The organism is Niabella terrae, from assembly GCF_054783135.1.
On record NZ_BAAGRD010000003.1, the window covers coordinates 573241 to 597605 of the forward strand.

13 protein-coding genes are annotated in these 24365 nt (G+C 49.8%); all 13 read left to right on the forward strand.

What is annotated here, in order from left to right; all coding sequences use genetic code 11:
* Positions 1-7: 7 nt before the first annotated feature.
* The 13 genes from ACYVI9_RS05210 (at position 8) to ACYVI9_RS05270 (ending at position 24355) form a co-directional block, all read left to right on the forward strand.
* Positions 8-1762 (forward strand): aromatic amino acid hydroxylase, encoded by a 1755-nt coding sequence (locus ACYVI9_RS05210; protein ID WP_460761584.1) that lies wholly within the window; start codon positions 8-10, stop codon positions 1760-1762.
* A gap of 184 nt (positions 1763-1946) precedes the next feature.
* A complete protein-coding gene (locus tag ACYVI9_RS05215; protein ID WP_460761586.1) occupies positions 1947-4469 on the forward strand; it encodes an L-rhamnose mutarotase in 2523 nt (840 codons plus the stop codon).
* A gap of 19 nt (positions 4470-4488) precedes the next feature.
* Positions 4489-5577, forward strand: coding sequence for a Gfo/Idh/MocA family protein (locus ACYVI9_RS05220; protein ID WP_460761588.1), 1089 nt, complete (start codon positions 4489-4491; stop codon positions 5575-5577).
* Positions 5578-5621: 44 nt separating this feature from the next.
* Positions 5622-7196, forward strand: coding sequence for a sodium:solute symporter family transporter (locus tag ACYVI9_RS05225; RefSeq protein WP_460761591.1), 1575 nt, complete (start codon positions 5622-5624; stop codon positions 7194-7196).
* A 25-nt stretch (positions 7197-7221) separates the two neighbouring features.
* Positions 7222-9456 carry an alpha-L-rhamnosidase-related protein gene (locus tag ACYVI9_RS05230; protein ID WP_460761594.1) on the forward strand — a complete coding sequence of 745 codons (2235 nt, stop codon included), beginning with the start codon at positions 7222-7224 and terminating at the stop codon, positions 9454-9456.
* A 36-nt stretch (positions 9457-9492) separates the two neighbouring features.
* Positions 9493-11508 (forward strand): aceric acid hydrolase, encoded by a 2016-nt coding sequence (locus ACYVI9_RS05235; RefSeq protein WP_460761596.1) that lies wholly within the window; start codon positions 9493-9495, stop codon positions 11506-11508.
* Between the two features lie 42 nt (positions 11509-11550).
* Entirely contained in the window at positions 11551-12849 is a 1299-nt protein-coding gene (locus ACYVI9_RS05240; RefSeq protein ID WP_460761599.1) for a ribulose-bisphosphate carboxylase large subunit family protein, read from the forward strand.
* 99 nt (positions 12850-12948) lie between these two features.
* The gene (locus ACYVI9_RS05245) at positions 12949-16065 is read left to right on the forward strand and encodes a SusC/RagA family TonB-linked outer membrane protein (protein WP_460761601.1); all 3117 of its coding nucleotides are present in this window, start codon (positions 12949-12951) and stop codon (positions 16063-16065) included.
* Between the two features lie 60 nt (positions 16066-16125).
* Positions 16126-17685 carry a RagB/SusD family nutrient uptake outer membrane protein gene (locus ACYVI9_RS05250; RefSeq protein WP_460761604.1) on the forward strand — a complete coding sequence of 520 codons (1560 nt, stop codon included), beginning with the start codon at positions 16126-16128 and terminating at the stop codon, positions 17683-17685.
* Positions 17633-19006, forward strand: a complete 1374-nt coding sequence (locus ACYVI9_RS05255; protein WP_460761606.1) for a four-carbon acid sugar kinase family protein — start codon at positions 17633-17635, stop codon at positions 19004-19006. Before ACYVI9_RS05250 ends, ACYVI9_RS05255 begins: the two co-directional genes overlap by 53 nt.
* A 33-nt stretch (positions 19007-19039) precedes the next feature.
* Positions 19040-19702 carry an aspartate/glutamate racemase family protein gene (locus ACYVI9_RS05260; RefSeq protein WP_460761608.1) on the forward strand — a complete coding sequence of 221 codons (663 nt, stop codon included), beginning with the start codon at positions 19040-19042 and terminating at the stop codon, positions 19700-19702.
* A gap of 10 nt (positions 19703-19712) precedes the next feature.
* Positions 19713-21068, forward strand: coding sequence for a bile acid:sodium symporter family protein (locus tag ACYVI9_RS05265; protein ID WP_460761610.1), 1356 nt, complete (start codon positions 19713-19715; stop codon positions 21066-21068).
* 32 nt (positions 21069-21100) lie between these two features.
* Positions 21101-24355: a glycoside hydrolase family 2 TIM barrel-domain containing protein gene (locus ACYVI9_RS05270; RefSeq protein ID WP_460761699.1), complete on the forward strand. Its 3255-nt coding sequence runs from the start codon at positions 21101-21103 to the stop codon at positions 24353-24355.
* The last annotated feature ends 10 nt before the right edge of the window (positions 24356-24365 follow it).

A 24365-nucleotide genomic window follows, 5' to 3' on the forward strand; every position in this document is an offset into this window, starting at 1 on the left:
ATGCTGTATGAACATCTATAACAACCCTATTATTGATCGGCTGCCCCATCACCTGCGGCAGTATATCGTGCCGCAACATTATGCCCACTATACGCCGGTGGATCATGCTGTCTGGCGCTATGTGATGCGGCAGAATTACAATTACCTGCGACATGTAGCCTATTATCCTTATATACCCGGGCTGAAAAAGGCGGGACTCACGATCGAGCATATACCTGATTTGCGAACCATGAACGACAACCTGAAGCAGATTGGTTGGGGGGCAGTCACTGTGAACGGCTTTATTCCGTCACAGGCGTTTATGGAATTTCAGGCTTACCGGGTACTGATCATTGCTGCAGATATCCGACAGTTGGAACATATTGAGTATACCCCCGCTCCGGATATTATTCATGAATCTGCCGGTCATGCGCCCATTATCGGTGAACCGGAATATGCGGATTACCTGCAGCTGACCGGCGAAGTTGGATCTAAGGCCCTGAGTTCGAAAAAAGATCAGGAACTCTTTGAAGCCATCCGGAATCTGGCGGTACTCAAAGAGCTGGCGGGTACGCCTGAAAACCAGATCCGGGAGGCTGAAGAGCAACTCAACTATATCCAAAACCATATGGGGCCGCCTTCAGAAATGGCCTTACTGGCCCGGTTGCATTGGTGGACCGTAGAATATGGCTTGATTGGGGATCTGAAAAATTACAAAATTTATGGGGCCGGTTTACTTTCTTCGATAGGAGAGAGCGTCAGTTGTATGAAACCCGACGTGAAAAAATTGATGTATTCCCTGGATGCGGTCAACTATGCTTATGACATTACCCAACCCCAGCCACAATTATTTGTAACGCCTGATTTTCCCCACCTGATCCGGGTGCTGGATACATTTAGCCAGGACCTGTCTTATCGTCGGGGGGGACAGCAGGGGCTGGACCGGGCGATCGATTCCGGCCTGACCTGTACGGCGGTCTACAGTTCCGGTCTGCAGGTTACAGGGCAGTTCAAGGCGGCACCGGAAGCAAAATATATTCAAACGGAGGGCCCTGCTGCGCTGGCGGTCGAAGGCGAGCAGCTGGCCGGTCATGGTCGCGAACAATATCCCGGGGGATTTTTCAGTCCGGTAGGCAGACTGCGAAATTTTGAGGGTGATCCGGCTGATGCTTCAATGGAGGACCTGCATCGACTGGGAATTGAAACCGGCAAGCGGATTCTGTTAGCCTTTGAAACCGGCATCCGGGTAGAAGGCATCGTCCGGCAATGCTTGTTTCGAAAGGAAAAATTGCTGCTGATCCGATTGTCCGAGGGTACCGTGCAGGACGAAGCCACCGGTGCGGAATTGTACACATTTAATGCCGGTAGTCTGACAATGGCGGTAGGGGCTGCTATTGTTTCTGTTTTTGCCGGGGCTGCTGATAAAGATGCTTTTGAGCAAACAGCACAGCTGCCTGCAGAAATGCCGGTCTCTCAATACAGTTCAGAACAACGGGACCTTCAGAAGCAGTATCAGCAGGTCCGTTTCGTAAGGGAAGGATCTGCGCCGGAGGAGGAGATTCCCGCTATCTGGCATCAATTGCAGACCCGGCACCAGGGTGATTGGTTGCTGTCTCTGGAAATGCTGGAGCTGCTGAAAGAACGAAAATTATACGAAGCCCTTCAGCAGGAAATCTTCCATTACCTGCACCAGCTTAAATCTCAGAAACCGGAACTGGAAAAATTGATCGGGGATGGCCTGAAAACGATGAAAGATATCCCTGTATTACCAGGCAAGTCATAAATACCAGCGCTTATTGAAATTTGGATGGACCGAAGCATCGTTGCTTTCAGCCTGTTGGTGAAAATGCCATGGAGAGCCGTTCCTAGTTGTAGTAAAAATTTCCATCAAAGCCGTAAAAACCACCATGTAGAAGCCTGGGCACAGTAGTAAATTTACACAGGTTTTAAATACCGCATATTATACTGTGAAACGATTCTTGCAAATCATATTTTTAGGTATTTGTTGTGCAGGCTTTACCGGCCTCGGCGCACAGGTGTATATCGCACCTGACGGCAATGATCAGAACCCGGGTACCGAAGCCGCACCCAAGGCCAGTTTACAGGCCGCAGTCCGTCAGGTGCGGGAACTCCGCAGACTGAAGGATCCGACGATTGCTACCGGTGCTCATATTTATGTGAAAGGGGGGCAGTATACATTGACGGAACCCGTTTTTATCCGTCCGGAAGACAGTGGTACTGAATCCTCCCCGCTCATCATTGAAAACGCTTCGGATTCGATACCGGAATTCAGCGGCGGTATACGGATCAACAACTGGCAACCGCTTTCCGGTGACCCGCCCGGTCTGGCTGAAGCTGCAAAAGGTAAGTTATGGACCGCATCCCTCAAAAATTATAACGGCCAGCCACCGGTATTCCGGCAACTATGGGTCAATGATCAAAAAGCGATCCGGGCGCGTTCGGTGAACGGCGGAGAAATGAACCGGATCCTGGGCTGGGACAAACAGGAAGCTGCAGCGATTATTCCGTTGCCAAAGGTGATGGATACTGATTTGCTTGAGGGAGCGGAAATGTTCATCCATCAATGGTGGGAAATTGCCCTACTGCGGATCCGTAAAATTAAAATAAGTGGTGACAGTGCCCGACTGTATTTTCAGGAACCGGAAAGTCGCATTCAGAATGAACATCCCTGGCCCGCTCCGTGGATCTCCGGCGAGACAGGAAATTCTGCTTTCTGGTTGACCAATGCCCTGCCATTTCTGGATGAACCGGGGGAATGGTATTTTGATACCCGTCGGAACCAACTCTATTACTGGCCCCGACCGGGAGAAGACCTGAACCAGGCAGCAGTAGTGATCCCTTTCCTGGAAACCCTGCTGGAAATCAAAGGGACGGCAGAAACGCCGGTACAATATGTTGAAATGCGCGGGCTGGCTTTTCAACATGCCAACTGGAAACGACCTTCTCTATGGGGACATGTACCGCACCAGGCGGGAATGCCGATGACCGACGCTTACAAGCTTAGACCTGCCGGAACGCCGAAAAAAGCTTCCCTGGAGAATCAAGCCTGGATTACGCGTCCCCGTGCAGCGGTGACGGTTAATTTCGCCCGCCATACCAGCTTTGAAGCCTGTCAGTTCGAACACCTGGCTTCGGTCGGTCTGGATTATCATCGGGGCGTACAGGCCAACAAAATCACGGGTAACCTGTTTCGGGATATCGGCGGCACAGGCATCCAGGCCGGTGTTTTTTCTGATGAAGGAATGGAAATTCATCTGCCCTATAATCCCATTGACAAGCGGGAATACTGCGACAGCCTTACAATAGCCAATAACCTGTTGACCGATCTGGCCAACGAAGACTGGGGTGCCGTAGGCATTGGCCTGGGTTATACCCGCAACAGCAGCGTTCTACATAACGAAATCAGTAATCTGGGATATTCCGGTATCAGTATGGGCTGGGGTTGGAGCCCGGCACCGAATATCATGCATAATAACCAGATCAGGAGTAATTATATTCATCATTACGGCAAACATAATTATGACTGCGCCGGTATCTATACCCTAAGTGCGCAGCCCGGCTCACTGATCCAGGGCAACCGGGTGGACAGTATATATAAAGCGCCTTATGCCCACCTGCCCGGGCATTGGTTCTATCTGTACACGGACGAGGGATCTTCGGGTATTACCGTCAAAGAAAACTGGACACCATCCAAAAAATATTTACAGAACAATAACGGACCCGATAATCATTGGTCCGATAACGGCCCGGCGGTAGCAGACCGGATCAGGATGGCAGCAGGTCTGGAAGCTTCTTATCAGTACCTGACAGCTTTCCGGCCGCATGATTTAAGCCGACAGCCGGTAAACAGCCAGCACCTGGAGCTGATCGAGCTTGTATTCCCTAAAAAACGCCATTCGATGTTGGCTGCCCTGCAGCGATTTCTGGCAGACAACCAGCTGGATCCTTCACAGGTATATCAATGGAAACAGCATTATGTAATACTGGGTATGATGGCTGATATAACCGTATTGCGCAGCAGGTTGCAGAAGAAATTTCCGGAGGCAACGGTAAAGCCCTATTTCGACTGTTATTATCGTTTTGACCGTAGTCGATGTGCCGATCGTTCGAGCCTGGAGCTCCGGGATCATTTTGTGCTGACGGCCAATCTGGTTGCTGACCCTGAAAAACAGGAGCAGTACCTGGCGGACCATGCCAGCCAGTTTGAGAAATGGCCGGAAGTGGCCCGGGGGTTTTGTCAGGCAGGGTTTCAGGAATTGCTCTGTTTCAGAAACGGCCGCCAGCTGATGCTGGTCATTAGTGTGCCCCGGGGCAAAACGCTAGCGGAGCTGGATCCGAAAACTACCGAAAACAATCCGCGTGTGGTAGACTGGAACCGCCGGATGGCGCAGTACCAGGAAGGTATTGAGGGAACCCGAAAAGGGGAGACCTGGGTCTTTCTTGAAAAAGTAAAAGCATCCCAGTACTAGTTTTTTAAAATATATACTGATGTTACAAATCGGAATTTTAGGGTTGGGGGAAGGGCGAAGCCTGATGAGTGCAGCGTTACAGAGTGATAAGCTGGAACTGGCTGCCATCTGCGATGCCAATGAGACCCTGTGCCGCCAGCGCTGTAAGGAGTTTGACTTTCCTTCCTATACAACGCGGTATGAGGATTTACTGGAAGATGCCCGGATTGATATTATTGCGATTTATACGCCCGATCATTTGCATGCCCGGCATGTCGCTCAGGCGTTACGGGCAGGGAAGCATGTCGTGTGTACCAAACCCTTTATTGATGATCTTAAAGATGCCCGGGAATTACTGGAATTACAGGCGGCTTCCGGCAGGAAGGTCTTCGTGGGTCAGAGTTCCCGGTTTTTTGAGCCCGCCAAAAGGCAAAGGCTGGATTTTGAAGCCGGTGAAATCGGAGAACTGATTACAGTTGAAAGTCAGTACCATGCCGACCACCGCTGGTTTCTGGAAAAGAAATGGGCACTGGAAGACGCTTTTAAGTGGTTGTATGGCGGCCTGAGTCACCCGGTAGATTTTATTCGCTGGTACCTGCCCGATATCCAGGAAGTAATGGGATACGGCATGATCAGCGCCAACGGAAAGAAAGCGGGCCTGAAAAATGAAGACACCATGCATTTTATATTTAAAGCTGCGGATGGCCGTATTGCCCGGGTCAGTGGTGTCTATACTTCTCCCATACAACCGGCTTACCGCGAGAGTGGCATGAGTACGGTATTAAGAGGTACGGAAGGTGCCAGTCAGGCAGATTATCATGAACTCCGCTATGCTATTACGGATAAAAGGGGTGAGGAGAAGACGATCACCTGGTCAGACAGTACCATCAAATATTATTTCCGGTTCGAAGGCCAGAGCCATCACGCCGGTGAGTACCAGAACTATCTGGAATATTTTGCAGATGCCATCCAACAGGATTTTATTGCTTATCCTGATATGCGGGAAGGCATCGGGACAGTAGCCCTGTTGCAGGCCATGGATGAAAGCCTGAAAACCGGCCGGCCGGTGTCTCTGCCAGAACTCCTGTCCCGAAACGGGCTGGAATCGATCCTGAACCCCGAAGCTTAAATACTGATAGATATACAGACCATTGAACAATAATTGCCAGCAGCATGAACAATATAATTTCTAAACTTCAGCCCGTCGATTACCTGATTGTGGCCGCATACCTACTGGTATTACTGTATATCGGTTATCGGGCGAGTTTTGGAAAGAAACAGAAAAAGGAAGAAACCCTGTTTCTGGCGGGCAAATCACTGAACTGGTACAATGTGGGATTTAATATGTGGGGAACGAATGTCGGTCCGTCGATGCTGCTGGCCTTTGCGAGCATCGGCTACAGCACCGGCATTGTAGCGGGGAATTTTGAGTGGTATGCATTTGTCTTCCTGATGCTGCTGGCGTTGGTTTTCGCACCGCGCTATCTGGCCAGCAACGTCACGACCATGCCCGAGTTTATGGGCCAGCGTTATGGTGATAATACCCGCACCATCCTGGCCTGGTATGCCCTGGTGAAGATCCTGATTTCCTGGCTGACGCTGGGATTGTTTGCGGGTGGATTTCTGGTGCGTCAGATACTGGGTATTCCGATGTGGCAATCGGTGATCGCACTGGTGTTGTTTGCCGGCCTGTTTGCCTTTGCCGGCGGATTGAAAGCCATTGCACGGGTCAATGTATTTCAAATGATCCTGCTGATCCTGGTATCCATACTGCTTTGTATCATGGGCTTGCAGCAGGTTGGAGGTATCGGGGCGTTATTGGATAAAACAGATCCGGATTACTGGAGCCTGATCCGTCCCGCTTCAGATTCTGCTTATCCCTGGTATGCCATTCTGTTGGGATATCCCGTTTCCGCCGTTGCTTTTTTCTGTACCGATCAGGCCATGGTCCAATCGGTGCTGGGTGCACGTAACCTGCAACAGGGCCAGCTGGGGGTAAATTTTATAGGCTGGCTAAAAATACTTTCGCTGCCACTTTTTATCATACCAGGTATTTGCTGTTTTGTCTTATTTCCGAATTTAAACAACCCGGACGAAGCCTATATGACCCTGGTGACCCATCTGTTTCCACCCGGACTGAACGGTCTGGTTATTGTCGTGCTGATCGCCGTACTGGTGGGTACCATTGGCTCTTCGCTGAATGCATTGAGTACGGTCTTTACTACCGATATATATGCAAAGAAGATTCGTCCGGATGCCGATAACAAGCAGCTTATCCGGGTCGGTCGTATCACGGTAATCGCGGGTTGTTTTTTTGCGGTACTTACTGCAATTGCGATTGACAGTATCAAGGGGTTGAACCTGTTTGATATCTTTCAGGCGGTACTGGGCTTTATTGCACCTCCACTGGCAGTGGTGTTTCTGATGGCGGTATTCTGGAAACCACTGACCCGACGTGCGGTAAATTTCAGTCTTTCCTGGGGCTCCGGTATCAGTCTCGGTATCGGCGTGCTGTATCTCTGGGTATTTCCGGCAAGTAAATATTCTTTCTGGCCCCACTACTTATTTTTATCCTTCCTGATCTTTGCCCTGCTCTGGATTTTGGCGATGGTAATTTCACTCACAGATCCGCGGCCTCATCGAGCCGCGCTTCCGCAAGAGAAGCTGCCCAAAACAAGCAAAAGGGTTAAATACGCCTGGATCGCACTGTCCGTAGTTATGATTTTCTTATACATACTGTTTCACTAAATAGTTCGAATTAAACAAAATTGTTATGAAAGTAACCCCCAATAAGCGCTTCCAGTTATTATCATTTAACGCCAGGGTCCATCGCTCTGCATGCCGTCGAAATAAAAACGCATTCCAGTTTCTGCTCCTCCTTTTCGCACTATTTTGGGGCGGGCAAACCTATGCCCAAACCTGGATCTGGTATCCGGGGGATTATGAGATCTGGTTATCGAACCAGATGCAGAACCGTCGCACAGAACGTGGTGTTTTTTTTCCCGTCTTCTGGAAAATTGACAATCATTATCCCCTGATTGATTTTCATCGGGTTTTTGAGCTTAGCCAGCCCGAGACCGTCGATATCCGGGTGCAGGGGCGTTTCAATGTAAAGCTCGATGGTAAGGCTTATGAAGGTGCGCCGCAGCAGATCCTGGTGCCCGCCGGCCGGCACAAGATCAATATCAAGGTTTTTAACCAGCAGGAAGTACCGGCTATTTATGTGAAAGGACCCACCATCCAGAGCGACAGCAGCTGGCTGGTTACTTTTGAAGACAAAGAATGGATTGATGAGACCGGAAAGACTTCTGACGTCTCTACGACCAAATGGATGCAGGCAGGCAGTTGGAATTTTGATGATCCCAACGCAGTGCCTTCCGATTTTAAACTTCCGGTGAAACCACAACAGGCGGTGGCGACTGAACGAAAGGCCAACAGTACCCTGGTGGATTTCGGTCGGGAAACCTTTGGTTTTATAAAGTTACACCAGCTAAAAGGTCAGGGCCAGCTGACCATTTTCTATGGGGAAAGCCGCGAAGAAGCGCTGGATACGGCCCATACGGAAACTTTTGATCGGGTGGCAGTGGATCAGGCTTCCGGGGATTATACCCTGAACAGTTCCAAGGCTTTCCGGTACATTAATATTGTAGCTGATCCTTCGGTGCGTTTTGAGAAAGCCTCGATGTTATACGAATACGCGGATTTACAGGATAAGGGTAATTTCCGTTGCAACGACGATGAGATTAACAGGATATACGAAGTAGCCAAATATACTTTCCATTTATGCAGCCGGGAATTCTTCATCGATGGCATAAAAAGAGACCGCTGGATCTGGAGCGGGGATGCCTATCAGAGTTACCTGATGAATTATTACCTGACCAACGATAATGCTACGGTGAAAAGAACGACGCTGGCACTTCGCGGCAAGGATCCGGTCACCAGCCATATCAATACCATTATGGATTATACCCTGTACTGGTTTCTCGGCGTGTATGATTATTATCTCTATAGCGGTGATACCAGTTTTGTAAAAGATAATTATGATCGAATGGAATCCCTGATGTCCTATGTACTGGGTCGTCGTAATAAGGAGGGGCTGCTGGAAGGACTGCCCGGAGACTGGGTATTTATTGACTGGGCCGACGGCCTGAGTAAACAGGGTGCAGTGAGCTTTGAACAAATACTCTTTGCCCGCAGCCTCGAAACAATGGCCCTGGTGGCCGATCTGGTAGGTAAGGAGCAGGACAAAGAAAAGTACCGGTCATTAGCAGGTGAAGTCAAAAAGCTATTGTTTGACCGGTACTGGAATGCGTCGAAGAAGGCTTTTGTACACAGTTTGGTCAATGGGCATCCTACATCCAATATTACCCGTTATACCAATATGTTTGCGATCTTTTTTGATTACCTGAATGCGGAGCAGCGCAATGGAATCAAAGACGCAGTATTATTGAATGACCAGGTACCGCCCATAACAACGCCTTATATGCGCTTTTATGAATTAGAAGCGCTCTGTGCCCTGGGGCAGCAGGATTACGTGACCCGGGAGATGAAAGCTTATTGGGGCGGAATGCTGCGATTGGGTGCCACCTCGTTCTGGGAAGAATATAACCCGAAAAAGTCAGGCGCAGAACATTATGCCATGTATGGTCGACGGTACGGTAAAAGCCTCTGTCATGCGTGGGGTGCCAGCCCGATTTATTTGTTGGGTAAATATTATCTTGGCGTAAAGCCTGTCACAGCAGGCTATGAAACCTATACCATAGAACCGGCCCTGGGCGGCTTGAAATGGATGGAAGGAAAAGTGCCTACGCCGGAGGGGAATATTGAAATTTATTGCAGTACCCGGGAGATGAAAGTATTATCGCCCGTAGGTACCGGTACCCTGATACTGAAAAGCAGGAAAGCGCCAAAGTCTGCCCAGGGGAAATTTATAGATAAGGGTGAAGGCCGGTGGGAGTTGAAAATCGAGGCGGGCCGCACCTATCAGATCAGCTACCAGGCTACCTGATAAAGAATCAATTACTGTAGATAAATAAAAATGAATATGAAGACCAGGTATTTACTTTTATGCTTGTTATTGAGCCTTCAATTGCCCCTGCTGGGACAGGGAGGTTTGATCAATACTTCTCAAAGCCGTTTTGCCAGGCTTTCCGATCTGGGGCTCGGTGATGTCCAATGGACCCGTGGATTTTGGGCCGATCGTTTCGAGGTTTGCAAAGATGCTATGCTACCGGATCTGTGGTATACCTATACCAGCGATACCATTTGTTATGCATTTCAGAATTTTAAAGTCGCTGCAGGACTGCAACCGGGACGTTTCAGAGGTCCCTCTTTTCATGATGGTGATTTTTATAAAACACTGGAAGCGGTCGCTTCGATGTATGCGGCTACAAGGGATCCCCAACTGGATGGGTGGCTGGACCAGGCAATTGCAGTGATTGCGAATGCACAGCGTGAAGACGGATATATCTACACGAAAAATATTATTGAACAGCATAAGACAGGTACCGAGAAAATGTTTGATGATAAATTGAGTTTTGAAGCGTATAATTTTGGCCATTTGATGACCGCTGCCTGTGTACATTACCGGGCTACCTCCAAGAAAAGCCTGCTCGGTGTTGCCATGAAGGCAGCTGATTTCCTGATTGGTTTTTACGATAAGGCCAGTCCTGAACAGGCGCGCAACGCCATCTGTCCTTCCCATTATATGGGACTCGCAGAACTCTACCGGACGACCGGTCAACAGCGATACCTGAACTTACTTAAAAAACTGATCGATATCCGGGGCACGGTGGAAGGAACGGACGATAACAGTGACCGGGCGCCTTTTCGGGATATGAAACGGATTGTCGGTCATGCAGTACGGGCCAATTACCTGATGGCCGGTGTTGCCGATCTTTATGCGGAAGCTGGAGACCAGCGTCTGCGCGAAACACTGGATACCCTCTGGCGGAATATCGTTCAGACGAAGATGTATGTTACCGGCGCCTGTGGTGCCTTGTATGACGGGGTCTCTGTTGACGGGACTTCCTACCAGCCCGATACCGTACAGAAGGTTCATCAGGCTTACGGCCGGGATTACCAGCTGCCCAATATGACGGCACATAATGAGACCTGTGCCAATATCGGCAACGTGCTCTGGAATTACCGGATGTTTCTGCTCAGCGGTGCGGAAAAGTATTTTAATATTGTGGAACTGGCACTGTATAATAGCGTATTGAGTGGCGTCAGCCTCGACGGACATAACTATTTTTACACCAATCCGCTGGCGCATCGCCGCGATTATCCTTATCACCTGCGCTGGGAAGGCGGCCGGGTTCCTTATATCAGCAAATCCAATTGTTGTCCCCCCAATCTGGTGCGGACCATCGCCCAGGTTAACAATTATATGTACAGTATCGGTGCAGACGGATTATACCTCAATATGTATGGTGGCAATACACTCCGTACCCGTTTAAAAGATGGCAGTACACTGGCCCTGGAACAGGTCAGCAATTATCCCTGGGAAGGAGCCGTCAGTATCCGGTTGCAACAGGCGCCGGCAGGCAAATTTCCGCTACACCTGCGAATCCCCGGCTGGTGTCAACAGGCTTCCGTTACCCTCAATGGCCGGCAGATTGCGGCCTCCCTGCAAGGTGGACAATACTTTAAACTGGATCGGCAATGGAAGGCCGGCGATCGCATTGAACTGAATTTGGATATGCCGGTTAGCCTGATCGCCGCCAATCCCATGGTAGAAGCTGCCCGCAATCAGGTAGCGGTTAAACGAGGACCTGTGGTATATTGTCTGGAGTCTCCTGATCTGAAAGGAGCAGACGTTTTTGATATTGCGATCCCCGCGGATATCCAACTACGTCCTGAGGCAGACCAAATCGATAATGGCAAGTTTATGGCACTGGTCGGAGCGGCCCGCGGACTGAACAGCGGTAGCTGGTCGCACACTTTGTACAGGGCCATCAGTAATGAACCGGTACCGGTTCCGATCAAACTGATTCCTTATTACGCCTGGGCCAACCGGGGTGCTTCAGATATGACGGTCTGGATGCCTTTAATGCGATGAACCGGGGTTCACAGCATCAATTATGAACAATAATTAAAATGGATGATGGAAACCAACAATAGTTTTACTGATGAAAGCGGGAATACCAGGCTGCCGGCCGAGCGGGTCATTGCAGATTATCTGATAGAAACGCCCGGTGATCCGGAAAAAGCCGCCGCGGTGCTGGCCGGTGAACAATCCAGTGGCACTTTTATTGCGGTACCAGGTGAAACCGCATCCCTGAAAGAGCGATTTGCTGCCAGGGTCGAAGCTGTCGATTATATAGAGACGGTGGATCAGCCGGCCATCCCGGGGGCCCTCAGCAAGGATGGGAAGTATCAACGTGCCCGTGTGCGGGTTTCCTGGAACCTGGAGAACTTCGGCTTCAACCTGCCGGTTATGGTGTCTACCTTACAGGGCAACCTCTATGAAATCCGGCAGTTTACCGGCTTGAAACTGATGGATATCCAATTGCCGGAGAGTTTCGGATCCTTCTTTCGGGGACCCGCTTTCGGTATCGAAGGTTGCCGCGCGCTCACCGGTGTTGGGGAGACCCCCCTGATCGGTACCATTATAAAACCATCGGTGGGTCTGACGGTGGCGGCGACAGCCTCCATGGTGGAGGAACTGGTCGGCGCAGGTATTGATTTTATCAAAGATGATGAACTGCTCAGCAGTTCGGCGAATTCAAAATTTGAGGATCGGGTAGCAGCAGTGATGGAGGTGATCAACCGTCATGCGGACCGAACAGGCAAAAAAGTGATGTATGCCTTTAACCTGAGCGGTACGATTGATGAAATGCTGCAGCGCTACGAAACGATTGTCCGTCACGGCGGAACAGCAGCCATGATTAGTATCAACAGTGTGGGGCTGAGTGCTGTCCAGCACATCTGTGGGAAAGGCCAACTGGCGATACATGCCCATCGCAATGGCTGGGGAATGCTTTCCCGGCATCCGCTGCTGGGCATAGATTTCCGGGCCTATCAGAAAATATGGCGCCTGGCGGGTGTAGACCAGTTGCATGTCAATGGGATTCAGAATAAATTCTGGGAATCTGATGACAGCGTGGTGGCCTCGATCGAAGCTTGTCTCGCTCCTTTCTTTGATCATAGGAAAATATTACCGGTAGTATCTTCAGGACAATGGGGCGGACAGGCATTTGAGACCTGGCGGCGTTGCCATACCCAGGATCTGTTATACATGGCAGGAGGTGGCATAATGGCCCATCCAATGGGTCCGGCTGCTGGTGTGGTGGCACTCCGACAGGCCTGGGAAGGGGCCGTATCAGGGCTAAGCCTGGAGCAGGCGGCTGAAAAATATTTGGAGTTTTCAAAAAGTGTAGCCGTTTTTTCCGCTCGATAGCTCTGTCATTTCAGTAGTAAAATTTTACATTATATCAGTCGTTAATGGCATTGAGCAAGGTTTGATGCTTGATTATTTTTACGCTATTAAACGATTGATATGAAAGTTCAAACCTTTTTTCCCTTTCTTTTTGTTTTTCTTTTTTTATATCTGGTTCCCACCCGGACTGATGCGTCAAACCATGCCTATTTCCAGCTCGAAACGGTAAAAGGTACCGTGACCGACGCCCTTGGTTCGCCGCTTCCCGGCGTAACCGTGACAGTGCAGGGGACGGCCGTTTCGGTTCAGACGGATGCCGCGGGGCGCTTCAGCATTTCCGTTCCGCAGGGAACTGAGACCCTGCTATTCAGCCATGTCGGATACAAAACGGAAGAAAGGTCCGTAGCGGGAATTTCAGAGATTACCGTTGCCTTACAACCGGATGCCGAAACCCTGACTGATGTCGTTGTGGTCGGGTATGGTACCCAGAAAAAAATCAATTTGACAGGGTCTGTTGCCTCGGTATCAGGAGCCACCCTTACGAAACGACCTGCGCCCAACGCCGGTAATCTGTTACAGGGTCGGATTACGGGTCTCCAGGTAACCCAGCCTTCCGGAGAACCCGGACGTGATAACCCGGTATTTCTGATTCGGGGACGAGGCAGTTTTGGCGGTAGCAGTGCGCCCCTGGTACTCATTGACGGAGTGGCAGGCTCGATCAATAATTTATCTCCTGATGATATTGAGAATGTGAGCGTTCTGAAGGACGCAGCCTCGGCTTCAATTTATGGATCAAGAGCCGCTAATGGTGTCGTGCTGGTTACCACAAAAAAAGGCAAGGGCAAGACCACCGTCAATTACAGAATGAATATAGGAGTATACCAGCCGACAGCCTTACCGGATTTTATTACGAACTCGGCGGAGTATATGGAGATGTATAATATGGCCGCGGAGCGATCCGGCGTCGCCTTTCGGTATCCGACGGCTGATATTGAAGCTTACCGGAATGCTACCGATCGAAATCTCTATCCCAATTTTGATTTTTCAGATTATTATTTTAAAAATTCGGTTGTTAATAATCATAATCTTTCTGTATCCGGCGGATCGGAGAAAAGCAGTTTTAACTTGTCCACAAGTTTTCTGGATCAGCCGGCCATGTTGCCTGGATATGATTTCAAACGATATAACGGGTTACTTAACTATACCAATAAATTAACCCAATGGTTGAAAGTGGGGACCGTAATGAACCTGACCTATAAGGATCGCCAGGAACCGCCATTTACCAGTCAAAACTTTGCGTTGATGGTATATGCGGCCGGGCCGCTCTATGGACCTTTTTTACCTGACGGATCCGGGCGTATCGTTTCCAGGGCTTATCAGGCCGAAGGAAGGAATCGTAGTCCGCAGGAAGCTTTGGAAATGGGTTGGCAGAATACAAAGGAGTACAACTTTAATGGCCAGGTCTATGCCGATGTCAATATTTTCAAAGGACTGGTATGGACTTCGAAAGTAGCATTGAATTATGTAGATGAATACTATAAGATGTATCAGCATCCGTATGAAGCTTATCTGCTTCGACAAATGGATCCGGCTACCGGGGATTATCAAACGGGATCCACGGCGTTCTTTGGGCCGGATTATCTGGGGGTAACGGATCAATATTCAAAACAACTTAATCCGACAATTTATTCTGTTTTAAATTATGAAACCCAGCTGGGAGGCAAGCATAATATTACTGGCTTACTGGGCTATGAACAGATATACTATAGAATGCAGGGATTACGGGGACGTCGGCTTAACGGTGTTTCTTCAGCAATTACAGAACTGGCCGGCTATAATAATACCGGCGAAGCGATCAATGCAACGCACCCCCGTTTGCCTTCGCTGCCCCAGCCGACCGCATGGGGACTGAGGTCTTATTTTGCCCGGGCCGGTTACAATTATATGGGAAAGTACCTCTTGGAAACCAATATGCGTTATGATGGTACTTCGAAAGTCTCTCCCGGTTATCGTTGGGGCTTTTTCCCTTCGGTCTCTGCCGGCTGGCTGATTTCCTCTGAGGATTTCTTCAGGAACCAGTTGAGTGATATCAGTGTTTTGAAACTGCGTGCCTCTTATGGTACACTGGGTAATCAGGATATTGGCAATTACGCTTATCAGAATGTAATTACCGTCAGCGGCAGTTATCCTTTTGGGAATACGACGCCTGCACAGGCTGCAGTTTTGAACTCTTACAGGGATCAGAGTATTCAATGGGAGTCCTCCACCACACTGGATTTTGGACTGGATCTGGAATTTAAAAGAGGATTGTTCGGACTCACTTTCGATTGGTTCAATAAAAATACATATGATATCCTGGCTACGCAACCGGTGCCTGCCAGTCTGGGACTTACGGCGCCCGTCTTTAACAATGGTCAGATGCGGGTAAAAGGGATTGAACTGGAACTGCGTCATCAAAATCAGATTGGTGAACTTCACTATGGTGTAAACGCGCAGTTGTCCACTGCAAGGAATAAGGTCGTGCAGATCCGTGTTCCTGGCTACGGTACCACCATTAATGAAGTAGGGTTGCCCTACGGTTCGCACTACCTCTATATTTGGGACGGTATTTTTCAGGAAGAAGATATTGATAATCCCAATGTACCTGAGCATGCTTTGAATCCCAATCCCAAACCTGGCGATCTTAAAATGAAAGACATCGATCAGGACGGTGATGTTGATGCCGATGACCGGCAGGTGGTGAGTGGCGCCTATCCGGATCTGATGTATTCTTTTGGGTTAAATCTGGAGTTCAAAGGTTTTGCACTGACGGGATTCTTCCAGGGAGTAGAAGGCCTCAAATACAGGGAGAATAACTGGGGGATAGACCCTTTTATGCAGGGCACAGCGCCTACCACCAAGTGGAGAGATGCCTGGACCCCTGAAAACAGATCTAATACCCTGCCTGCGCTGTATATTGCCGGATACACCGGTGTATCGGCTTATGGGGGTTCAACTTACTACCTGAAAGATGCATCCTACCTCCGGCTCAAGAACCTGATGTTGTCATATAATCTCCCCCAAACATTAATCAGCCGGATTAAAAGTCAGGCCATCCAGGTCTATGTTTCAGCAGACAATCTGATTACGTTTACTAAATACGAAGGATCGGATCCGGAGCGTGAGGGCGTGACCGGAAATTATGTTCGTTATCCTCAGGCAAGAATTTTCAATTTTGGACTCAACCTTAAATTCTAAACGATGAAATTTAGCCGCCATCCTTTTGGACCCGATTTTAATAAATTAAATACTATTCGTATGAAATCTAACTATAAATTATTGCTGCTGTTCGTCGTGCTGAGTGTCGGTTGGTCTTCCTGCGGCAAGAACCTTCTGGAGAAGAATCCTGAGGATGCTGTTGCGGCCTCTATTTTCTGGGCCAGTGAAAATGATGTTTTAAGTGCACTGGCTGGTGTCTATTCCCGTCTTCAGCAGAATTTTTTGGGCTACGAACGGGTATATCTGGACGGCCTCTCTGATAATGCTTTTTTATGGGACAATACCAATCAGCCTAATTTTGTATTGATGACGACCGGTGGCATTACACCTGAGCTGTCCGGCGCCATGGCCAATATGTACAGTTCACCCTACCGGGCCATTATTTCCTGTAATTATTTTCTCGACAATGTGGATAAAGCCCCCGTGCCGACCGACAGACTGGAAGTCTATAAGGCGGAAGTCCGTTTTGTCCGGGCATTAAGTTATTTTGATCTGGCACAGACTTTTGGAGGGGTGCCGCTGTACCGGAATTTCCCCAGTACCATTAATGAATCCAAAATCGCGAAAAGTACCCAGGACGAAGTGTATGACTTTATCGAAGAAGATCTGGATTTTGCCATGGCGCATTTGCCGGATGTGAAATACAATGGACATGCGGTCAGGGGATCGGCAATGGGTATCAAAGCCCGGGTATTGCTTACCCGACAGAAATGGCAGGAAGCGGTAACCCTCTTGGAACAATTGATGTCGGGCAGTTCCGGTAAATTTGCCCTTTCCAATAATTATGGGGCACTTTTCACCACAGATGGCCAGGCCGATCCGGCGGTGAATACAGAGATCATGTTTTCCACGCAGTATCTGGCAGTGAGTAATCCCCAGCGTACCAGTCCCGGTGCCGCAGGAATGGATATTGAGCTGGGCTGGTATTCGCTGATGCAACCCTATCAGGATCTGATTGATGACTATGAAATGAAGAATGGTGTGCCTATTGCCGATGCAGCTGGTTATGATCCCGCACATCCATTTGTCAACCGGGATCCCCGGCTGGATCTTACGGTGAAACTGACGGACGAAGTCTGGAAAAACCCTGAAACAGGGGAGGTATGGGGTGGTAGTTATAATTCGTTTACAGGCTATCTGGTGCAAAAGTATGTGGACCTCAGCCGGGCGCCTTTTACAGCAGCTACGGCAACGCAAACCGATCAGGACTTTATACATTTACGATATGCGGATGTATTGCTGATGTTTGCAGAGGCCAAAAATGAACTTAGCGGTCCGGATATTTCCGTTTACAACGCTATCGATGCCGTGCGTGGCAGGGCAGGCATTAATATGCCGCCGGTGAACCGGACTCTGTATGGTTCGCAATCCAGTCTTCGAAATTATATCCAGCATGAGCGACGCGTGGAGTTTGCATTTGAAGGGCAGCGGTACAATGATCTTAAACGCTGGAAGATAGCGCATGTAAAATTACCGACACTGGAAACGCCCTCCGGCACACCCCTGGTTTTTGAGATGAAGAATTATCTGCTACCTTTCCAGCAGAGTGAATTGGATAATAACCCGAGCCTGGAACAGAACGCTGATTATAAAAAGTAAATATAAAACAGACGCTATTTCTGATCAGAATCAAATATTACTGGCATTTTACGGTGATGATTTTACCGGTTCTACGGATGCATTGGAATTCATCAGCCGCTCGGGGGCTCGTGCGGTATTGTTTACAGGTATACCTGATGCGGACCTGCTCGGTTCCTTTCAGGGAATGAATGTCTACGGTATCGCAGGTACCACCAGGGCCCTGCTGCCGGAACAGATGGAGCAGGCTTTACTGCCGGCCCTGAAGCAGATGCAAAGCTCCGGCGCCCGTCATATCCATTACAAAGTATGTTCGACTTTTGATTCCTCACTGGAGCGTGGCAGTATCGGGAAAGTTATTGACCTCATGGCGGACAACTGCAGTACGGGGGTGATACCCATACTGGGCGGCACACCTTCCCTGGGGCGCTACTGTGTATTCGGCAATCTTTTCGCCCGTATGGGGATCGGAACGGCAGGCGCCATCTACCGGCTCGACCGCCATCCATCTATGCGGCAACACCCGGTTACGCCCGCAGACGAAAGCGATTTGAGAATTCATCTGGGCCGGCAAACTGAAAGGCCGATTGGCCTGATTGATTTTCTGCAGCAGGAACAGGAAATGGAACACTGGCTGGACGGAATAGAATCCCAGGCGGTCCTGCTCGATGCGCTCGATGAAGCGCAGTTACTGAAAATTGGGCATTGGCTGAATCTTCTCCAACAGGAAGTTGGTGGCAGTGTTTTTTCCATCGGTGCTTCGGCAGTTGAGAAAGCACTGGGTACTTGCTGGAACCTTTCAGGAGAGCTGCAGCCGCGTAGCGACTGGCCCCCACCCGGTCCTGCCCAACCGCTCCTGGTGGTATCGGGTAGTTGTTCTCCGGTAACCGCATCACAGATTAGCTGGGCCCTGGCCCATGGATTTCAAGAGTTGGTATTGGATCCGGAACAACTCAGAACGGGTCTTGAAGACCAGGCGATCCATGCGCAGGTGGCCGAACGGCTGCAAACCGGTCAGCACCTGATAGTACATACAGGTGACCGTCAGCAGCAAGCTTTACCGGCCGATCAACTGGGCAGGTTGTTGGGCAGCATAGCGCTTCGGGCTGTTCAGGAGTCGGGCCTTAAACGTCTGGTCATTGCCGGTGGTGATACCAGTAGCTATACTGCACTGGCGATGGGTATTGAAGCGCTGGAAATGCATGCGCCACTGATAACCGGTGCCCCCTTATGCGTGGCATTTAGCCGGGACCCTGCGGTTAACGGGTTGGAGGTAAATTTTAAGGGCGGTCAGCTGGGTCCTGAAAATTATTTTGAAATACTGAGCAGGGGCAGTTTGTGATGCGCCATCCTGCTCCATCAAAAACGATAAATTATGGCAAAAAAAACATTGGGACTGGTACATACTTCAGCGACATTGGTTCCCGTATTTGAAGCCCTGTGCAAACAGTACCTGCCGGGGATACAGATTTTCAATATTGTAGATGATAGTCTGATTAAAAATACCATTGCCTGTGGCAGTCTGACACCACAGACTGCTAAAAGGGTAGTGGGCTATGCTGCAGCAGCCCGGGATGCAGGGGCCGATTATATTTTATTTACCTGTTCCTCGATTGGTCGTGCTGTCGAAACGGCAGCGGGGTTGAGCGAGGTTCCGGTGCTTCGGGTAGATCAGCCAATGGCAGACCAGGCAGTGCGCCTGGGGCAGAAAATCGGTGTGATCGCAACTTTATCAACGACCCTGGAACCTACTGCAGATCTGGTACAAAGACGAGCGGCAGCAGCCGGTAAGGAGATCAGTTTGACCAGCAAACTATGTGAAGGTGCTTTTGAAGCCCTGATGAGTGGCGATGCGGCAACCCACGACCGGCTGGTGGCAGCCGCGCTGCAGTCGTTGTCGCATGATGTTGACGTGATTGTACTGGCACAGGCTTCGATGGCCCGGGTAGTGGAAAGCGGTGCGGCAGGAGAACTTGCCATACCCGTACTGGCAAGTCCGCCCCTGGCCATGGAATATCTGTCAACCGTACTGACTTAAATAATAGCGTATGCTGAAATTATACAAATGGGCTTTTTGGCTACTGCCGGTAGCCGCATGTGTATTACTGATAATGGTTTTTGCGGGCTTTCATGCGGGCAGTAAAATAATGGCGGTACTGACGGCCATATTTTTAGCGCTGGGCCTCGGCAGTCGCCCGGGCCTCAAGGGGTATCAATATACCGCCTGGATCATCGTCGCCGTGGTAGCGGGTATGGTTTATCCGGAAGCATTTATGCAATGGGGGCCGGTCAATCTTCGGGATAAGGTATTAATTCTGGTGATTGTGCAGCTGGTTATGTTCGGGATGGGTACCCATATGAGCCTGAAGGATTTTAAAGGACTGGCCAGTACCGGAAAAGGTGTCGCAGTGGGTTTGTTCTGTCATTTTTCCATTATGCCACTGATGGGATTGTTGCTGACCCGTATATTTGAATTTGAACCGGAGATTGCAGCCGGCATCATTTTGATCGGTAGCTGCAGCAGCGGGCTGGCTTCCAATGTCATGGTGTACCTGGCCCGGGCGAACCTGGTCTTATCTGTAATCGTTACTGCCATGGCTACCCTGGCGGCTCCTTTTTTAACGCCGCTGCTGATGAAGACTTTTGCCGGCGCCCTGATTGAAGTCAGGTTCACCGATATGATGATTGAAATCATAAAAATTGTGTTGGTGCCCATAGGCGCTGCACTCTTGCACGATTATTTGAAAACAGCCGGCAAGGCAGTGAGCCGGCGTATCGGATGGGCTGCTTTGGCCGCTGCGATATATGCATCGATAGTAGCATTCTGGGCCTATGGAGCTGCCGTAAAGGCGGAGCTGTCAACGGCCTCGCTGCAGTCGCTGGAACTTTCCGGATTTTTGGCCGCCGCACTGGTAGCTGGTCTTTTGTATCATCGCTTATGGAAAGCATTACCACGACTGGACCGATGGATGCCGCTGATATCGATGTTCGGCATTATTTATTTTACTACTGTTACGACGGCTGCGGGCAGGGATCACCTGATGCAAATCGGATTTCTGTTATTTCTTGCTTCCGTGATCCATAATGCAGCCGGCTATTTTTTTGGTTACTGGTTAAGCCGGATACTGGGTATGAATAAAACGGACAGTCGTACCATCGCTTTTGAAGTAGGGTTGCAAAACGGGGGTATGGCCAGCGGTCTGGCTGGTGCCATGGGAAAGTTGGGCACCGTTGGACTGGCTCCGGCGGTATTCAGCCCCTGGATGAACATCAGTGGCAGTATCCTGGCGAATTACTGGCGCCGGCATCCGGTGCGCGAATCGGTAACTGAGGTATCGGCCGCATCTTTCCAGGAATCGAAACCCACCGGGGATCATAGCCCGGTAGATGCAGCGCGGCATTGAAACAGCTATTTAAAGCAATGGAGGTGAAACGAATGAAAAGGATCGTATGGATACTGATGGTTATGTTGATGGTGCTGAGGGCCAATGCCCAGCTGGTGGATAAAACACCGGCACCCATTCCCGAAATTCCTTCGGTGTATGACAGGGAACCTTACGAAGATCCCCTGGTCAGTGGCATCAACCGGGACCTCTCGCGGGCTACCGCCTATTCTTATGCTTCCGTGGCTGATGCCCTGAATAAGCAGCGGGAACAGAGCGGTCGTTTTCTTTCACTAAATGGAAACTGGGATTTTCGGTTTGCCTCCAGACCGGCGGACGCGCCGGTGGATTTTTATAAGACCCGGGTTAGTGGCTGGGAAAAAATTCCGGTGCCCTCGAATTGGGAAATGCAGGGCTACGATCGCCCGATTTATAAAAGCGCCGTTTATCCGTTTCGGCCCGTCAGTCCGCCTAATGTGCCCAAGGATTACAATGGAGTGGGTTGTTATCAACGAAGTTTTGTTATACCCGATACCTGGAAGGATATGAATATTACCCTGCATTTTGGCGGGGTGAGTTCTGCATTCAAGGTCTGGATTAATGGTAAATTCCTGGGTTATAGTGAAGATGCTTTTATGTCTTCGGAGTTTAATGTCACGCCCTATCTCGAAGCGGGTGAGAATATCATATCTGTTTGGGTCATACGCTGGAGTGATGGCAGCTTTCTTGAAGATCAGGACCAGTGGCGGCTTAGCGGCATCCACCGTGAAGTATACCTGATGGCAGAGCCCCGTTTGCGGATTGCTGATTTTTTCTATCAGACCCGCCTGGACAAAAATTATCAGGATGCGACCTTAAGTATCCGGCCAAGGCTGGAAAACCTATCCGGCCAGGCGAAGAAGGGCTATCAGTTAATCGCCCAATTATTTGATGCCGGAGGGCAACCGGTATTGGAGCAGCCCCTGGCCATCGCAGCGGATGCTGTAATTAATGAAATACATCCAAGGCTGGACCGTGTTAAATTCGGATTGCTGGAAACGACCATTGCCAATCCGAAAAAATGGAGTCCTGAGTCGCCTTATCTCTATACCCTGGTACTGAGTCTGGAAGACAGTATGGGTGCGGTATTGGAAGCTAAAAGTTGCCGTTTGGGCTTTCGCAGTATTGCATTCCGGGACAGCGATGCCAAACTGCTGATCAACGGCCGGGAGACCTATTTATATGGTGTCAACCGTCCCGATCATCATCCCACTAAAGGAAAAGCCCTGAGTCGCGAAGATATTTTGCAGGATGTCAAAACCATCAAGCAATTCAATTTTAACTGCATCCGGCTGAGTCATTATCCCAGTGACCCTTATTTACTAGATCTCTGTGATGCTTTCGGAATCCTGGTTATAGATGAAGCCAATCTCGAAACCCATGGACTGGGCGGTAAACTAAGTCATGACAGCCGTTTGACCGGCGCTTATCTGGAAAGGATCAGTCGGATGGCACTGCGGGATAAAAACCACCCTTCCATCATTATGTGGAGCCTGGGCAATGAAGCCGGCAGTGGTCCCAATCATGCTGCCATGGCGGGTTGGATCAAGGATTTTGACATCACAAGACCCCTGCACTACGAGCCGGCGATGGGTAGTCCAAAAGATTCCGGCTATATTGACCCTTCGGATCCCCGCTATTTGAAATCCAATGATCATTCACACCGGATACAGAATCCCCGTGATCAGTATTATGTTGACGTGATCAGTCGGATGTATCCTGCCCTGTATACCGCGCCACTCCTGGTCAACCAGCAAAATGGCGACCACCGGCCGATCTTTTTTTGTGAGTATGCCCATACGATGGGTAACAGTGGTGGCAACCTAAAGGATTTCTGGGATCAGTGGCGCAGCCTGCCACGGGTAATTGGCGGTTGTATCTGGGAGTTCAAGGACCAGGGACTACTGAAACTGGATTCGGCTACCGGTAAATCTTACTATGCCTACGGAGGGGATTTTGGGGAGCGCTACTTCGATAATTTTACCATCAAGGGCATTGTAAATGCTGATGGTACGCCCAAGGGAGTCATGTATGAATGCAAAAGAATTTTTCAACCCATACAGGTCAGTTGGGCAGACAGCAGTAAGGGGCGAATCAGGATCAATAACCGCTCGCAGGTAATAAATAGCGACGTATATAAAGCGGAATTAACGATCCGGGAGGATGGCCGGCCGGTCTTCAGCCGGGCTTTGGCAGGTATCGAGATTGCACCTGCAGACAGTATGGAGCTGGATATTGCCCGGTATTTTCCAGGATTCAAAAAACAGAAACTGTATACGGCAACCATATCCTTTAGTTTAAAGGAAGACCGTTCTTGGGCAGAAAAAGGTTTTGTTGTGGCATCCAATCAGTTGGTACTGGCCGATCAGCATCAGACACCCGTGTTTTCCGGCATGCCGTTTATCGAATCAATGGATGCGTTTACAGCCGCGGGTAAGGCTTTCAGTATCCGGATCGATAAAAAAACCGGGGCTTTGTCTTCTTATCTGTTTCAGGGCAGGCAACTGGTAAAAGCGCCCCTGTTGCCCCATTTCACCCGACCACTCACTGATAATGATAAACGGGGCTGGAAGCCGCAGCGACTATTGAAACAATGGTATGATCATCAGCCGCAGCTGCAGTCAGTTCAGCCTGCTTCGCGCGATGGAAAATCCGGCCTGCTGTCCAGCTATACGATGCTCGGTGACAGCGTAGCGGTCGATGTCTTTTATGCGGCAGACCGAAACGGAATCCTTTTCGTGGATTATCAGCTCAAGGCCGATACCAGTTTACCCCATATTCCAAAAATTGGTATGCAAATGGGAATCGATGCGGATTGCCATCAGGTCAGCTGGCTGGGGCTGGGACCCATGGAAAATTATATCGACAAAAGATACGGTGCCGATCTGGGGCACTATCAAATGGACCTGCAGGAGTTTATGGAACATTATGTAGTACCACAGGAGAATGGAAACCGCACGGATATCCGTTGGATGCAACTCAGTGACGCCTATGGCGGGGGGCTGCGGATAGTGGCAGATTCCTTACTTAGTATGAGTGCCTGGCCTTATACGGAAGCCAATATTCAGGAGGCCCGTCATACAATAGACCTGCAGCCTGCCGGTCGGATTACTTTGAATATTGACCTGCTGCAAATGGGCGTGGGTGGTAATGACAGCTGGAGCCCGGTAGCGGCGCCCCTGGAGCAATACCAGATTCCTGCAGGCAATTATCACTATGGATTTTACATGGTCCCCGTTAGCGGCAAAGTGCGGAATTCCCGCCGATAAGGCTGATGAT